The sequence below is a fragment of the Aquitalea denitrificans genome (genome assembly GCF_009856625.1).
GTDB lineage: Bacteria > Pseudomonadota > Gammaproteobacteria > Burkholderiales > Chromobacteriaceae > Aquitalea > Aquitalea denitrificans.
This window is the reverse complement of record NZ_CP047241.1, coordinates 109,419-126,371: the sequence shown is the minus strand read 5'-3', so window position 1 is coordinate 126,371 and position 16,953 is coordinate 109,419. Positions and strand designations below refer to the sequence as shown.

The following is a 16,953-nucleotide window of genomic DNA, read 5'->3' as shown; positions in this document are numbered from 1 at the left end:
CAAGGTCAGCCACTCAGTTGGCGGCAGAGGCCAGCGGTTTTTTCGCCTTGGCCTTGGCCTTCAGCGGCTTGGCGGTCAGCGGGGCTGCCGGTACTGCAGCCGCCAGCGGTTCGGCAGCGGCTGCCGTGTACTGACGTGCCGCAATCGACTTCACATCCACCACTGCCGGCGGGGTGTAAGCGGTGTTGCAGGCATTCTGCTCTTCTTCGTTCAGGCTGCTATCGGTCTTGAAGTCTTCCACCGGCTTGAGCTTCAGGGTTTGCAGCAAGCTGCCCGAATTGGCCAGCACGGTTGCTTCGGCAAGCTTGTAATCGGACTGGGCGTTGATATAGGCACGTTGCGCATCAAACAGCTCGTTTTCGCTGTCCAGCACATCCAGCAGGGTACGCTGGCCGATATCAAACTGCTTGCGATAGGCATCGCGCGCCTTTTCCGTGGACAACTGATGCTGACGCAGCGACTCCATCTGATCCTTGAGCTTGACGATATTGTTGTTGGCAATGCTCAGGGTCTGGCGCATGTCGCGGCATACCTTGTCGCGCAGGTCCTTGGTGGTGTTCAGCTTTTCGGCAGCCGAGCCCAGGCGGGCACGGTCGGCACCACCACGGAACAAATTCATGTTGAAGATAACGGCCACCGAGCTGATCTTGGTACGGCCATTGTAACCATCGTAGTTATCGGTAGGCGCCTTGCTGGCCTGCAAGTCCAGCGTGGGCGAGAAGGCACCGCGGCGCACATTCACCTCGGCCTGAGCCGAACGTACGCTGGACAGCGCACTCAGGTAAGCCGGATTGCGCACAACGGCATTCTTGATCAGGTCCGGACTGGCCGGCAGCGCAGCCTTCATCGACGGAATCTCGCTCAGTTGGGCCGGCGCATCGCTGCCGGTCAGACGGGCATAGCGCACCGAGACATCATGCAGGTTGGAGGTGTCGGTAATCAGATTGCTTTCCGCCAGTGCCAGACGGCCGGCAGCCTGTTCCAGATCCACGCGACGGCCAACCCCTGCCTGGACCTTCTGGGAAATCTGCTCGAAGATTCCCTTGTGGATGGCGTAGTTTTCCTGGGCACTATCCAGCAGCTGACGGTAGCGCAGCACGTCCTGATAGGCCTGAACGGTCTGCAAGGCCATACTTTCTGTGGAATCGAGGAAATCGAAATATTTCGCCTGTTCGTCATAACCCAGTTGCTTGACCGTGTTATAGGTCTGCAGGCCCTGGAACAGGTTCTGGCTCAAGCTCAGCTTCCAGCCACGGGTGGTGTAGTTCTGGTCGGCTACGGCCACGGTGCTGGGGTAGTCGTAACGCTGACGATTGGATTCGTAACTCAGATCAACTGTTGGCATGTAACCCGCCCGGCCTACGTTTACATCCTGGCCGGCTCCGCGAAACTGGTGCAGTTTGGCCAGCACTTCCGGGTTGTTCAGAATAGCCTGCTGCACAGCAGCTGTGACTTCAATGGCACTGGCCTGCTGTGGCAGCAATGCAGCAACACCGGCCAGGCCGATGGCTACCGACAAACTGATGGATTTGCGCAAATTTCTCATCGATACTATCCCATATGAAATATATGATTTTTTTTAAACAAAAAGTTAAAACACAATACAATCAAATTATACACACGGATTTTTACTGACGCTGCCAGTTTTTTACATAAATAATGCCATGCGATTGATCTGTTCCCGGCCTGCCACACTCCGCAAAATGCCCGTGCACAACATGCCTTGCACGGCGTGGGGCTGGCTGCGCCTGCTGCTGCCTGTGCTGTTCAGCTGCTTGCTGTGCCTGGGAGTAACCGGCAGCAGCCTGCCCAGCGAGCAGACAGTGTCACGCTATGGCCCGCAGGCACAGCGGCTGTACCGCGACTGGCAAACCATGCTGAACAATGCCGGCAGCAGCGATAATCAGCGCCTGAAAGAAGTGAATGAATTTTTCAACCGTCGCATCACCTATGCCGAAAACAGCCAGGTGTGGCGGCAGGAAGATTACTGGGCGACACCGCTGGAAACCTTTGGCAAGGGCATGGCGGACTGCAAGGGCTTCGTGATAGGCAAATACGTGTCCCTGCGCATGCTGGGCGTGGCCCCGGACAAGATCCGGCTGACTTATGTGAAGGCCCGCATTGGCGGCCCTTCCAGCAATGTCACCCAGGCGCATATGGTGCTGGCATACTATCCTAGTCCGATGGTGGAGCCGCTGATTCTGGATAACCTGATCACCAGCATCCAGCCAGCCTCGCAGCGCCCAGACCTGATCCCAGTGTTCAGCTTCAATATGGAAAGCATCTGGGTGGGTGGAACACAGAACAACAATGTCAACCGGCTGACCCGCTGGAAACAGCTGCTGGACAAACTGAAAACGGAAGGTTTTACCTTTTGAGCACCCCCGTGAAATCACGCAAGCTTTCCCTGGTGCAGCGCCTGTGGCTGTTGCTGCTGTTGCTGGTAGCGCTGTCCATTGGCGGTGCGCTGATTGCCAATCTGCTTAATGCACGCAGCTATCTGGAACAACAGCTGAGCGCGCAAAGCGCTGACACCGCTAATGCACTGGCCCTGATGGTGACCCAGTACAAGGCGGACCCGGTGATGGCGCAAACCCTGCTGGGCGCAGCCTTCGAACAAGGCCACTTTGCCGAGATCAGCTGGGAAGGCGTACCAGCCGAACAGGCCATCCATCTGCGCAACCGCAACGGCTTTGAAGACACCCCGGCGTGGTTCCGCCAGTTACTGCCGCTGAAACCGCAAACTGGCCTGGCACAAGTCAGCAATGGCTGGCTGCAGGCAGGCCGCATCGTGGTCAGTGCGCATCTGGGTTATGCCTACAGCTCCTTGTGGCAGGGCGCACTGCAAACCGTATTCTGGCTGCTGATCATCGGCGTTGCCGCCGGGCTGCTCGGATTTTTCGACATCCGCAGCCTGCGTCGCGAACTGCATGCCGTCGTGGCACAAGCCCACGCCATCAGCGAACAGCGTTTCATGCGCATTCCCGTGCCCGGCATTCCGGAGCTGGCGGAAGTGGGCATGGCCATGAACCACATGGTGGAACGGCTGCAAAACTACCTGCTGGGTCTGCGCGACGAGGTGGACCGCCTGCGTCGTGAAGTGCTGACCGACAGCAGTACCGGCCTGCCCAACCGCGAAGCCTTTGAACAGCGCTTTGCCAGCCTGCTCGACCCGCAAGCAGACCCGGCCAGCGGTCATCTGCTGCTTATCCGGGTGGCCGGCCTGGCCGAGCTGAACCAGCGCCTGGGCGGACGGCGTACCGATGCCCTGCTCAAGCGGGTGGCTGATGATCTGTCCACCCAGTGCCAGACTCACCGTGGCTGGATGGCCACCCGCCTGCGTGGGGCCGACTTTGCCCTGTTCTGCCCGGAACTGGGTCACGACGAAGCTGGCAAGCTGGCCGATGAGCTTTGCCTGCTGTGGCCGGTGTACTGGACGATGGACCTTTCCGATCAGCCGGGGCTGGGCCATATCGGCATCACCCCCTTCCAGAGTGGCGACCAGCTGGCCGAGGTGCTGAGCCGCGCCAGCGACAGCCTGACTCTGGCCGAAACCCAGCCGCTTAACAGCTGGAGCATGGACAAGGCGGATGAAACAGCCAGCCATGAAATCCATCCAGACTGGAAAGCCCTGCTGGAAACCGCCTGCCAGGATGATTCGCTGCGCTTGCGCTGGTATCCGGTATGCGATGCTGACAAAACCGTGCTGTGGCATGAGGGCATGCTGTTCCGGCCGCAACAGGGCAGCGTTGCCGCCATGGGCGCGCTGCGCCTGGTTTCACAGGCCGCACGGCTGGGACTGGTACACCGGCTGGATATCAATACGCTGAGCCTGGCCCTGCGCCGTGGCCCGGCAGGGATACTGGCCGTCAACATGTCGCCCGCTTCCTTGCAGCACCCTGACTTCCTGCCGTCCATCCTGCAGCTGTTGCAGCATTACCCGGAACGCAAGATCAATTTTGAATTCCATGAAACCGGGCTGGATGAGCACTGGGAGCACTTTGTCGCCTTCAGCCGCGCCATTCGCCCGGCAGGCCACCAGCTGGCTGTGGAAATCCAGGGGCATAATCTGGCGTTGGTAGCCCGTACTCATGAGGCCAGCATCAGCTATCTGGTGCTGGACAATACCCTGACGCTGGGCATTCATGCCGACGAAGGACGCTCTGCCCTGCTGCGCGGCCTGCTGCGCATGGCTGCGCTGATGGGCGTTCAGCTGGAGGCCAAGGGCATTGCCAGCCCGGAGGATGCGGCAGCCTTGATTGACATGGGTGTGCACAGCCTGACCGGCCCGGCCATCAGCTGAGCAAGCACATTGCAACGCAAAGCCCTGCCCGTCTTGCTGGCAGGGCTTTTTGCTGCCGAGCCCACCAGGCACTGGGCAATAAAAAAGCCGACAGCGGGCAAGGCTGTCGGCCTGTCGGGTGAGGAGGGATTAGTCGGTGATCAGCTTGCCGTGATTGAGCAGGTTCTGGATGATCTGCGTATCCGAGGTATTGGCAATGCCGCCACCAAGGTCAGCCAGCGACACCCCCTTGAGTACGATGTCCACGGTATCGCTGCCGGCACCGGCACCCGTCTTGAAGCCACCGGATGCATCCACGTGCACGATGGTATCCGCCCCGCTCTGGGTGAAGTGCAGGTAGCTGGTGAGATTGCCGGTACTGCTGGCATGGTTCTCGCCCTGTAGTAGATCCTTCAGGTCCAGCGCCGAACCGCCAGCATTGTTGTGGTCGGCCAGATCAAAGTTGCTGATTGTGGTGCTTGCCACCGTGCTGCTACTGCCATTGGAAGCCAGCGTCCACTTGAAGGTATCCACACCGACACCATCGCTGACGCTATGGTTGCCGGAACCGAACACCGTTTCAGTCGCCAGGGTGGAGACATTGCCCGCCTTGTCAGTGAGGGTGGAAGTGTAGGTGGACACCCCGCTGCCTGTCGGCAGGTGCTGTGCCTCGCTGATGACCCCATGGGCAATGTCGCTGCTGGTGATAAGGTGGCTGGAGCTTGTGCTCACACCGCCCTCAAGCGCGGTAAAGGTAAGCGTATCGCCCGCCACTGCACCAGTGCCGGCCAGGGAAACATCTACTTCCAGGTTACTGCCTTGGGCCGTCCCGGTGATATTGTCCACTTTCAGACCGGTTGCTCCGCCACCCGAGTTGTCCACCACGAAGGTCAGGGTATTGTTGCCGCTGACAAACAGACCGCTGGCACCGCTCAGGTCAACATGCTGTACGGTGGTCCACAGGCTGCTGTAGGACAGACCGGTATCCTTGCCATTCAGCCAGATGTGTACATTATCGTCGGCCGACAGGTCGAAGCTGAGCAGCACCGATGCCAGCACTGCGGTAGACGATATATTGAAAGTAGTCTGGTAGCTGTAGCTACCGTTCTTGTCATCCATATCGCCAATCCACTGCGATTTGCTGTAGTCATCGGTCACCCAGTTCTTGCCGCTGGCATCGGACTGGCCCACCACCGTGGCCGACGTCAGGTTAGCTTTGTCCGGCGCACTGACCAGGGTGTAATGACCATCGGTCTTGCCGGCAGACAATGCATTGCCGCCGTTGTTCACCCCGGTGTTGAACAGATTGGAGATGGTTGCCGCCGAGGTGGCAGCCGACATGCCCGCCGCTGTCGGTGCAATGGTATCCAGCGTGTCGAAGCCGCTATCGCTGGCTGCATTGCCGGCCTTGTCGATCACACTGGCGCTGATCGTGATCTGGCCCTGGTTCAGATTGCTCAGGTCCAGTTTCACATCCGCGGTGTTCCAGCTGCCATCTGCCTTGACGATAACGGCGCTGGTCTCGGAGTTTGCACCATCGGTAAAAGTTACGTAGACAATCTGGCCCGCTTCCACGCCATGGGTAGTACCGCTGACCGTTACCGCACCATATTCGGACTTGTTGAAGTATTGGTCGCCGCCGCTGCCATCATCGGTAATGATGATGGTGGCTGTTGTATCCACCTTCAGTACATGGCTGGCCTCTACTGCCGGGTTGCCTGCCTTGTCGCTCACATCGGCGATCACGGTATAGCTCTTGGCATCAGTCAGTTTGGCCACATCGCCAGCTGGTACCGATGTGCTCCAGCTACCATTGCTGACGGTGGCACTATAGTGCTGGCCATTGAGCACGACATCCACGGTCTGCCCGTTTTCGGCACTGGTGCTACCACTGATGGTCAGTACCTGCTTGTGCTCAAGCGCGTTGATGACATCATCACCGGCGATCTTGCCAATGGTCAGCGTCGGAGCCGTGGCATCCAGCTTGTCCTTGTTTTCGGCAGTGGCAACATTGCCTGCCAGATCGCTCACCTGCGCCTTCACGGTCACCGCACCATCCACCAGCGTAGACAGGCTGCTGGCCGGAATACTCCAGCTGCCGTTGGCGGCAACCGTGCTGCTCACAGTCACCACATGGCTGGCACTGTCAGTAAAGCTTACCGTCACCGTCTGGCCTGCTTCCACGCCCGTGGTGCTGCCGCTGACCACCGCGACCATGCTCTCGCTCTTGTTGAACACGCCGTCGCTGCCGCTACCGTCATTGGCAATGGTGATGATGGCCTGGGTATCTACCGCAAAAGCGGTACCAAAGCCGGTAGCCGTGGCACCGTTGGCATCTACGGCCTTGACCAGCGGAATGTACACACCGTCGCCCAGGCTGTCAGTGACGCTGACCGACCATTTGCCACTGGCATCGGCGGTGGTGGTATAGCTGTGGCCGTTCAGGCTGACCGTAATCTGGCTGTTAGCGTCCGCCGTACCGGTAAGAACCGGGGTCTTGTCGGCGGTGATGCTGTCTGCCGCATTGCTGCCGGTATCGTTGGCGGCATCATGTTGCAGGTGGCCGGTGGGAATGCCCGGCTGGGTATAGCTTGCCTCCGCCGACGGCGAGGTATTGCCGCCCTTGTCGGAGACCGTGGCGGTCAGCGCAATGGCAGCACCGGCAGCCGGGGCAGCCATGCTCAGCGAGATGACACCACCCTGATAGCTGTAGCTATTGTTGCTGGCATCCACCAGCTTGCCGCTGGCATCCAGATGCAAGGTCAGGTCGGTATTGCCGCTGCCGGTCAAATGCACCGAGCCACCATCCACCAGTACCGCCTGGTCATTGGCATTGAGTGTGACCTGTGCGGTGACGCTGCTGCCCGGTTGCAACAGGTTGACGATATTGTTGCCGTTCTGCTCCAGGCTGACTTGCAGCGTAGCCAGTCCACCCTGATCCCAGTACACCACCTGGATGGTGTGCTGGTTGTTGGCCGCACTGTCCAGATGGATGTTGTACCCGGCTGTAGCCGGCGACTGGTTATTGGTTTCCTGGGCCACAACCTTGCCATCGATCAACAACATATAGCCATCATCGGCACGTACCGCGATGGTGTAGTTGCCTGCCGTGGCAGTAAATACGCCGCCGGTTTCCACGATGGCGCGCGAAGTGGTGCCATAGCTGCTGCCCAGTTGCAGGCCGGTACCGGTACTGCCATTGCTGTTGCTGATGAAGTCGGCCAGCGCTCCTGTCGTACCCAGATTGCTGTTGACCGCCAGCGAACCATCCTGCCAGGCACCGGTACTGGTACCGAAATTGAGCGACTGGGCAATAAAGGTGGCGGTCGGGTTCAGATTGACCAGATCCCCCAGCACGGTCGCCAGGGCGCTCTGGCCGTTTACCGGCGTACTGATATGGGCATCATCGATACCGAAGTAGTTGCTATAGCTGTAAGTTCCGCTGGAAACAAAGCTTACTTGCGGCGCATCCGGTGCCGTGATATCCACGGCCAGGCTGTGTTTGGCTTCTGTGGCCGGGTTACCGGCCTTGTCGCTGACATCGGCAGTAATGGTGTAGCTCTGGCCATCGGTCAGCTTGGACACGGCAGTAGCCGGGACTTCGGTACTCCAACTGCCGTTGCTGACGGTTGCGCTGTAATGCTTGCCATCGAGTACCACATCGACCAGCTGGCCATCCTCGGCACTGGTGGTACCACTGATGGTCAGCGGCAGTGCGTACTCCTTGGCATTGATGATGTCATCACCGGCAACCGTGTTGATCACAATGGTGGGGGCGATGGTATCCAGCTTGTCGTCATGGCTGGTCTCGGCAAGGTTACCTGCCTTGTCCACCACGCTGGCACTGACACTGATGCTGCCCTGATTCAGGCTGCCCAGCTCCACCTTTACCCCTGCCGTTGTCCAGCTGCCATCTTTCTGAACCGTCACGGCGGCCATTTCGGCATTGGCACCATCCGTAAAGGTGATATAAACCGTGCGGCCTTCTTCGACACCCGTGGTCGTACCGCTTACCACCACATTGCCGGATTCGACCAGATTGTAGGTCTGGTCACTGCCACTGCTGTCATTGGTAATCGTGATAGTGGCCAGGGTGTCCAGCTTATCGGCATGGCTGTCGCTGGCGGTGTTGCCGGCCACATCGCTGACTTGCGCTTTTACCGTCACCGCACCGTCCACCAGGCCGCTCAGGCTGCTGGACGGCACGCTCCAGCTGCCGTCCTTGCCCACCGTGGTATCGACACTGACAACATGGCTTTGGCTATCAGTAAAGGTCACCGTTACCGTCTGGCCTTCTTCCACGCCCGTGGTGCTGCCGCTGACCACGGCACCGGCGGCTTCGCTCTTGTTGAACACGCCGTCACTGCCGCTGCCGTCGTTGCTGATGGTGATGCTGGCGGTAATATCCACGGCCAGTTCATGGCTGGCCTGTGCGGCTGGGTTACCGGCCACATCATGGACATCGGCAGTGATGGTATAGCTGGTGGCATCCGCCAGCTTGGCAACATCAGCGGCCGGGACTTCGGTACTCCAGCTGCCATTGCTCACTGTGGCGCTGTAATGCTGGCCATTGAGCACGACATCCACAGTCTGACCGTCTTCGGCGCTGGTACTGCCACTGATGGTCAGCGCCAGCTTGTGTTCAACTGCATTGACAATGTCATCACCTGCCAGGCCACTATCAATGCTGACGGTGGGTGCCTGCAAGTCAACGCCATAGCTGTGGTCTGCACTGGCATCGGCCGTATTACCGCCAATGCTGCTGGTAGTGACGCTAGCGTGGATATTGCTGTCGTTCTTGAGGTCATCACTGCTGACCGGAATGCTGTAGCCCAGCTTGCCGTTACCCAGATCGATCACCTGGCCGCTTGTGTCGTGGCCATGCACGGTCAGGGTAACGGTGTCACCCACCTTCACATTGCTACCAACGGTGCCAGTGACCGTGACGGTGTTGCCGCTGCCTTCCTGGATGTTCAGTACATTATCGGCGGTAAGCGGATCTACCGTGATGCTGGCTTTGGGCGTGGACAAGTCGACCAGATAGTCATGATCGGTCGATACGGTCGCGGTGTTGTTATAGCTGTCGCTCACCCCCACCGTGGCATGGATGCTGGTGGCACTGGACAGATCGCCCGTTCCCACATTGCGGGAGAAGCCAAGATGGCCGTTGATCTCGATCACTTCGGTGGTGTAGGTGGCACCGCCAATGGTCAGCGTCACCTTGTCGCCCAGCTTGGCATCGCCACCCACCGTACCGGTGATGGTAACGACATCACCATAGTACTCATTGAGGTTGAGGATGTTGTCGGCAGTGACATTGTCAACGGTAATGGTTGCCGTGGGCAGCGTGCTGTGCAGCGTGGCATCGTCCATGCCCTGCCCGGACGTATTGCCCACCGCATCTGTCTGGGTGGCGGTTACGGTAACGGTACTGCCATCGGCGGGCTTGGCAATGTCCAGTGTCACGGTGCCATTGCTATAGCTGGCGGTAACAGCGGTGTCAGCGCCGGTCACGCTGCCATCAGCATGCACCACCAGGGTAGTGACATGGCCGCCATCATTCACCGTGATGGTGGCACTGCCGTTCTTGGCCAGGTCGGCGGCATCCAGCTTGACGGTGGCCTCTACCTTGCCATTGACCAGCTCGGCGGCATTGATGACGCCATCGGGCGTTCCATGCTCGCTGATGGCCACGGTCGGTACGGCCGGCGGCGTGGTATCGATGATGGCGGTAGCGGTGGCGTTAGCGGTAGCCCCTGCCGTATTGGTACTGGTGGCAATCAGCGTATCGGTGCCATCCGGCAGCGGCGTGGTGGGCGTGACATACCAGTTGCCATCGCTGCCGACTACCGTGCTACCCACCACCGCACCGGCGGCATTGGTCACAACTACGGTCAGGCCGGGAATGCCAGTGCCATGAATGGTGGGCGTGGAATCATTGGTGGCACTGATATTGTCGATGGTAAGGCTGATGGGTGCGGCAGCATTCGGGGTGGTATCTGCCTGTACCGACTGGGTGCCAAGCACCGCAGCGCCAGCGGTGTCTGGCAGCGGGCCGTTCAGCGTTTCGCTCACGCGCATCAGCCGCACAAAGCCGTGGCTGCCTTCATCACCGGTTCCGGCTCCGTTCAGGCCGGCGGCGGCAGGATCAAGCTGGGCCAGCGGATCCTGGCCGTTTTCCAACGCGGCCAGCACTTGCTGTGCTTCCGGAGCCAGCTTGGCTACAGCAGCTTCGCTTTTATCCGTGGTCTGCGGCTGCAGCGTTTCGTCAGTCAGCGCCATTTCGCGCGGGCCATCGACATTGAGCACTGCACCGTCAGCGCGACCTACCGATAGCGTTGCGCCATCCAGCAGCACCACATGCTCACCCGGCTGGATGATGTCGCCGGCCTTGAGAATGCGTTCATGCCCTTGGGCATCGATGGCTTTGACCACACCGTTGACGGCGACAACCTGACCTTGGATAGCGGGGGTACTCATGACTGACTCCTGAAGACGCAATATGCACTTCGGTCAGCTTATGCAGTGATGTCAGAGAAATATATTGTACTGAAGGGCAGATATTCTTTTATTTTCAGAAAATTCACATGCACATTTGAAAAAATAGCCGCATTGCAAACCAGCAAGGCGGCTGTGTCCTGTGCTGTGGCATACATCCTAGTGGCCCGTCAGCTTCAGCAGCAGTTGCAGGCGGTCTTCCACGCCAAATTTCTGGAATACCGAGGTGAGATGGGCTTTCACCGTACGTTCAGAAATCTCCAGCAAACGGGCGATGTCCTTATTGGCCCGCCCCTCACGCAGGGCAGCCACCACATCCTGTTCCCGCTCTGACAACCGGGTACGCCAGTCTGGCGCGGCAGCCGCCGGCAGCTGTCGACCAAAGCGCGCGCACAGCTGCTGCATGATGCTGCGCCCCACCCAGGTGCCACCGGCCTGCACCGTGTCAAATACCTGCAGCAGCAGATCTGGCGTACTCATGGCGTGGGCGTATGCCACGGCCCCCCACTGCAACCAGCGCAAGCCCTCTTCGTCCTGCGGCAGCGAGCTGAGCGCCAGCACCCGGCAATGCCGGCAGGCGTACAGGATGTCCTGTTCGCCTGCCACGGTGCCGGCCAGGTCGAGCAAGACCAGGCTGTCCGCTGGCACGCTGCTGCGGTTGAGCGCCGCCAGATCAGGCAGGCGCACGGCATCTTGCAGTTGCAGGCTGTCTGCCCAGCCATCCGCCAGCGCACTACTGGCCGTAATCAGTATCACCATATCGCTCATCGCTCGGTAAAGGCCTCTGCCTTGGCACGCAGTACCGGTTTCAGCAGATAGGAAAGAATGCTCTTCTTGCCGGTCATGATGTCCACCTGCGCCACCATACCGGGGATGATGGGCAGATGCTTCTCGCCCAGCGCGCCCTGTTTGGTACGCACTTTCACGATATAGAAAGCATTGCCTTTGTCGTCGGTAACGGTATCAGCACCGATTTCCTGCAGGCTGCCTTCCATGCCGCCGTACACGGTGTAGTCGTAGGCGGTAAAGCGCACCATCGCGTGTTGTCCCGGGCGCAGAAAGGCGATGTCACGCGGCGACACCCGGGTTTCAATCATCAGCGAATCTTCCAGCGGCACGATTTCCAGAATGTCCTTGCCCGGCTGCACCACGCCGCCAATGGTATTGACGAACAGGCGCTTGACCTCGCCCTTGACCGGCGAGCGCACCTCGGACAGTTTCACCTTGTCGGCCAGGCCGGAGCTGCCGGCAGACAGGCTGTTGATCTTGCCCATGGTTTCGGACAGCTCGGCGCTGGCCAGATTGCGGAAGTTAAGTTCCACTTCCTGGATCTTGTGGTTGGCTTCGCTGATGGCAGCCTGCAGCTTGGGAATCTGTGCGCTGGCCATGTCACGCTCACCCTGATAACGCGACACGTCGCGCTGCAAGCGCAGCAGGTCCACGTCCGATACCGCACCGGATTCCTTCAAGGGCTTGGTGACAGCCAGTTCGCGCTGAGTCAGCTGGTAGCCTTGCTGCGCCTGGGTCAGCTTGGCGCGTACCTCGCTCAGTTCTTGCGAGCGCTGGGTCAGCTCCTGCCGGGCGATGGACACATTGGCATCCAGTTCGCGGCGCTTGGTCTGATACAGGTCGGTTTCCTGCCGGGCAATGTCGGCTGCCTGCTGCGTCACTTCCTTGGGCAGTTCGAACGGCACATTGTTGGCAATGGCGCGCAGGCGCGCCGCCTTGGCCAGCAAGGACAGATACTGCGCCTGATTTTCGTTCAGCGACGACACAAAGCGGGTGTTGTCGATATTCAGCAGCAGCTGGCCTTTCTGCACGATCTGGCCTTCCTTGACCAGGATCTTCGACACCACGCCGCCATCCAGGCTCTGGATATGCTGGTTTTGCGATACCGGCACCACCTTGCCTTCACCGCGCGCCACTTCGTCAATCTGCGCCAGTGCCGCCCACAACAGTGCTACCAGCAACAAGGCCAGCATGCTCCAGACGAATATCCGTGGCCGGCCCGGACTTTGCTCCAGAATCGCCCAGTCACCATCGGTGGCAAAGTCCTGTCTATCCTGCAGATCGCGCGCCGCCGCCCAGTCCATCAGCTTGTCCCAGTAGGGAGAAGTACGGCCCTGACCACCACGAATCCAGCCTTGCAGGCGTTGTTTCCAAGTCGTTTTCATCAGCCTGCCCTCCCCACCTGCCCCTGCTGCAGAGCCTGAATCACCGCGGCCTTGGGGCCATCGGCCACAATGGCACCGTTATCAATCACGATCAGCCGGTCCGCCAGCTCCAGCAAAGCGTTGTGATGGGTGACCATGATCATGGTCTTGCCAACCATCACCTTCTGCAGCGTCTGCTTGATCTGCCCTTCGGTGGTGTTGTCCATATTGCTGGTGGGCTCGTCCATCAGCAGGATAGGTGGTGCATTGAGCAGCGCACGGGCAATGGTCACCGCCTTGCGCTGACCACCGGACAGCGAATCTCCACGTTCGCCGATAATCATGTCAAAACCCTGCGGGTGACCGTTGATGAAGTCGGATAGCCCGGCCAGCTCGGCGGCAGCGGCCACGCTGGCGTCGTAGGCATGCGGTGCACCCATGGCGATGTTCTGCCGCAAGGTGCCGTAAAACAGCACGGCATCCTGCGGCACATAGCCGATATGGCGGCGCAGTTCTGCCGGATCGATCTGGTTGATGTCGATACCATCAACACGCACCGAGCCTTCCGTCGGGCGGAACAGCCCCAGAATCAGCTTCTGCAGCGTGGACTTGCCGGAACCCACCCGGCCGATGATGGCCACCCGCTCGCCAGCCTTGATCTTGAACGAGACATTACGCAAGGCCAGCTGCGGATTGTCCGGATAGCTGAACGACACATTGCGGAACTCGATCTCACCCTGGAAGCTGGTGCGGTGGAAGAAGTTGGCATCCTGCGGCCGCTCCACCGGCATGCTCATGAAACCGTCCAGCGAGGACAGCGAGGTCTTGGCGTTGTGATACTGGGTCAGCAAGCCCACCAGTTGGCCAAGCGGGGCCATGGCGCGTCCGGACAGCATCACGGCAGCAATGACGCCACCTTGCGAGGTATTGCCATCCATGATCTGGTACACCCCCAGCACCAGCATCACGATGGACACCAGTTGGGTGATGAAACCGGCAAAGGTATTGGCCGAGGTGGCCAGCAGCTTCAAGCGCGCGCCCACTTGGGCCAGAAACAGCGTGCCCTGCTCCCAGCGCCCCTGTTGCTGGCCTTCGGCGGCCAGGATCTTGATGGTTTCCAACCCGGCCAGGTTTTCCACCAGTTGGGCATTGCGCTGAGCCGAAGCGCGCAAGGTGGCCTCGGTCAGCTCCTTCATCTTTTCCTGAATCAGCAGGGCAAACACAATCATCAGCAGCCCCCCCACCAGTACCGGCAAGGTCAACAGCGGGGATATCCACAGGATCACCAGCAGGAAGATCAGCACGAAAGGCAGGTCGATCAGGGCGGTGATGGAGGCCGAGGCGATAAAGTCGCGCACAGTTTCAAAGGCACGCAGATTGGACGAAAACGCGCCCACCGAGGCCGGGCGGGCCTCCATGCGAATACCCAGCACCCGTTCCATGATCAGGCTGGACAGCGTCACATCCACCCGTTTGCTGGCCAGGTCGATCAGATAGGCGCGGGTCATTTTCAGCAGGAAATCGAATACCAGCGCCAGCAGGCCGCCAATGGCCAGCACCCACAGCGTTTCGGTGGCCATATTGGGCACCACCCGGTCGTACACATTCATCGACACCAGCGGAATCACCAGCGCAAACAGGTTGATCAGCAAGGCGGCAATCATGGCGTCGCGATACAGCGGCAGGCCGCCGTAGACGGTTTGCCAGAACCAGTGGCGCGAGCGGATTTCACCCAGCTCCGGCGCACGGCGTTCAAAATTGAAGCGGGGACGGACAAAAATGGCCAGCCCCAGGTATTTGCCAGCCAGTTCATCCAGCGAGATGCTGACTTCCGACTCGGTCAGCTCGGAGAAGCTCACCCGTGCCATGCCGCTGACCGGGTCGATGGCACGCAGGATGCAAGCTTCGTCCCCTTCCAGCAGCAGCACCGCCGGTAACAGCGCATCACGCAGCTTGTCCAGCGGTTGACGCACCACCCGCGAAGTCAGGCCGATCCGCCGTGCCGAACGCGAGAACATCGACGGATTAAGCCGGTTATTGCTCAGCGGAATGCCGGCTACCAGCGATTCGCGGGTGGCGTTGATGCCGTAGCCACGTGCCAGGGCAAACAGACAATCCAGCAAGGGATCGAGATGTGTTGCCTGCAGGGGAATGGAATCATGTTGTCCAGCCTGGGACGGGGAATGCATGCGCTGCCCTTTAGATGCTTTTGTCGTGAGCGATGAGTTTGGTTCGCCCTTAATGACGACATTCTAATCGAAGCTCTAAAGCCAGCAAGATGTTAAGAACAGTTAAAATATTTACTTTAAAATACAACTGATTTACTGGCTTATTTTCAGCAGGAAATTTCAATTCTGCCATTCAGAAACAAGAAAACCTGCCATAGGCAGGTTTTCTTGAGTTGCCAGACCAGCCGATGTCTAGGCCGGCTTGCGCTTGAAGGTGCGGGCAAAGCCCAGCACGCAGGCAAAAAACAGTACGCTGATTGCCACTTCCCACAGCGCCAGCGTCTGCGACAGGCCATGGTCTCCCCAACTGCGCATGATGCCCTCGGTAAAAAAGGCCAGAATGAACATGCTGGACCACTGATAGGTATACAGCCGTTCCTTGAGAATGCCCATCAGCGGTGCCAGCAGGATGACTGCCTTGAGTGCCAGAAAGGAACCACCCGGCCGTACCGGGGCCAGCCACAGCTCCCAGGCCAGGGTCAGCAGAATCAGGGCTACCAGACTGGCGGCCGCGCCATAGTGAAACAGTTTTCGGTTCATTTTTCCTGATTTCCGACCGTGACGGCACGCCCCGGGCGCGACATGAATACGGCCATGATGATGCCTACCTCGTACAGCAGCCACAAAGGCACGGCCAGCATGGTTTGCGACAACACATCCGGCGGCGTCACCACCGCAGCCACCACAAAAGCCCCGACGATGACATAAGGCCGGCCTTCACGCAGCTTGGCCACCGACACCACGCCCATGCGCACTAGCACGATGACGATGATGGGTACCTCGAAGGTGACACCAAACGCAATGAACATGCCCATCACGAAAGACAGGTACTTGTCGATGTCGGTCATCATGCTGACGCCGCTTGGTGTCATCATCGAGAAAAAGTGGAAAGCCACCGGAAACACCAGGAAATAGGCAAAGGACATGCCCAGCAAAAACAGCAGCACGCTGGCCACCACCAGGGGCAGGATCAGTCGCTTTTCATGGCTGTACAAACCCGGTGCCACAAAGGCCCATACCTGGTACAGGGTATTGGGCAGTGAGATGAGAAAGGCCACCAGCATGGTGAGCTTCATCGGCACGAAGAAGGTGGCCGTCACCTCGGTGGCAATCATGCTGCCACCATTGGGCAGCGCATCCAGCAAGGGCTTGGCCAGTATGTGGTAGATGTCGCCAGACCAGTGGAACAGGCCGAGGAAAACCAGCATCAGGCCCAGAATGGCGCGCACCAGCCGTGTGCGCAATTCCAGCAGGTGGGCAAGCAGAGGTTGTTCGTTCATGCGTGGGGACGGGACTCGGTAGAAGGCTGACTGGCAACCGCTGGCGGGGTATCGAACAGATCAAGCTGATTTTCGTCACGCGGCGGCGCATCGGCGGCAGCTTTCTCTTCCACCACGGCGGAGGCTACGGTAGCCGGTGCTGCCTCGGCCTGCAGGTCCAGCCCACCATGAATGGTGTGGGCAGCTTCCTCCAAGGGTGCCACCGCCTCGCCGGAAAGCTGCTGTAGCTGGGCGGACTGCTCGGCCATCACCTCGCGCACGCCCTGCACTTCGCTTTCCATCTGGGAACGGAAGCTGTTGGCGGCATCCTGGATATCGTTGCGCAGGCCATCCAGCCCGTTCAGATTAGCTTGCTGGTGGATGTCGGCCTTGACGCTGGAAACAAAGCGCTGCGCCCGCGCTACCAGCGCACCCAGGGTGCGGGCAACGGTAGGCAGGCGCTCCGGCCCCAGTACCACCAGGGCGACGATGCCGATCAGGAGGATTTCACCAAAACTGATATCGAACACGAT

Annotated in this window: 10 protein-coding genes; 2 read left to right on the top strand and 8 right to left on the bottom strand. The window is 59.5% G+C overall.

Translation table 11 applies throughout. The features are described 5' to 3' along the window. Nucleotides 1–13: 13 nt before the first annotated feature. Entirely contained in the window at nt 14–1,546 is a 1,533-nt protein-coding gene (locus GSR16_RS00600) for a TolC family outer membrane protein (RefSeq protein ID WP_159874661.1), read from the bottom strand. A gap of 172 nt (nt 1,547–1,718) precedes the next feature. Here GSR16_RS00600 and GSR16_RS00595 point away from each other — a divergent pair, with 172 nt between their 5' ends. Continuing rightward, on the top strand, nt 1,719–2,378 hold the full coding sequence (locus tag GSR16_RS00595) for a transglutaminase-like cysteine peptidase (protein WP_159880690.1): 660 nt from the start codon (nt 1,719–1,721) through the stop codon (nt 2,376–2,378). Between the two features lie 8 nt (nt 2,379–2,386). Then, the gene (locus tag GSR16_RS00590) at nt 2,387–4,303 is read left to right on the top strand and encodes a bifunctional diguanylate cyclase/phosphodiesterase (RefSeq protein ID WP_159874660.1); all 1,917 of its coding nucleotides are present in this window, start codon (nt 2,387–2,389) and stop codon (nt 4,301–4,303) included. Nucleotides 4,304–4,432: 129 nt separating this feature from the next. Here the strand turns inward: GSR16_RS00590 and GSR16_RS00585 are convergent, their stop codons facing one another. The 7 genes from GSR16_RS00585 to tatB form a co-directional block, all read right to left on the bottom strand. After that, a complete protein-coding gene (locus tag GSR16_RS00585; protein ID WP_159874659.1) occupies nt 4,433–10,762 on the bottom strand; it encodes a retention module-containing protein in 6,330 nt (2,109 codons plus the stop codon). A gap of 177 nt (nt 10,763–10,939) precedes the next feature. After that, a complete protein-coding gene (locus tag GSR16_RS00580) occupies nt 10,940–11,539 on the bottom strand; it encodes a helix-turn-helix transcriptional regulator (RefSeq protein WP_159874658.1) in 600 nt (199 codons plus the stop codon). Nucleotides 11,540–11,544: 5 nt separating this feature from the next. Beyond that, on the bottom strand, nt 11,545–12,954 hold the full coding sequence (locus tag GSR16_RS00575; RefSeq protein WP_159874657.1) for an HlyD family type I secretion periplasmic adaptor subunit: 1,410 nt from the start codon (nt 12,952–12,954) through the stop codon (nt 11,545–11,547). Further along, a complete protein-coding gene (locus GSR16_RS00570; protein ID WP_159874656.1) occupies nt 12,954–15,122 on the bottom strand; it encodes a type I secretion system permease/ATPase in 2,169 nt (722 codons plus the stop codon). Before GSR16_RS00570 ends, GSR16_RS00575 begins: the two co-directional genes overlap by 1 nt. 231 nt (nt 15,123–15,353) lie before the next feature. Further along, nucleotides 15,354–15,701: a DUF2069 domain-containing protein gene (locus tag GSR16_RS00565; RefSeq protein ID WP_159874655.1), complete on the bottom strand. Its 348-nt coding sequence runs from the start codon at nt 15,699–15,701 to the stop codon at nt 15,354–15,356. Further along, on the bottom strand, nt 15,698–16,441 hold the full coding sequence (gene tatC, locus GSR16_RS00560; protein ID WP_159874654.1) for a twin-arginine translocase subunit TatC: 744 nt from the start codon (nt 16,439–16,441) through the stop codon (nt 15,698–15,700). Before tatC ends, GSR16_RS00565 begins: the two co-directional genes overlap by 4 nt. Further along, entirely contained in the window at nt 16,438–16,950 is a 513-nt protein-coding gene (gene tatB / locus GSR16_RS00555) for a Sec-independent protein translocase protein TatB (RefSeq protein WP_159874653.1), read from the bottom strand. The genes tatC and tatB overlap by 4 nt, the downstream gene beginning before the upstream one ends. Nucleotides 16,951–16,953 lie beyond the last annotated feature (3 nt).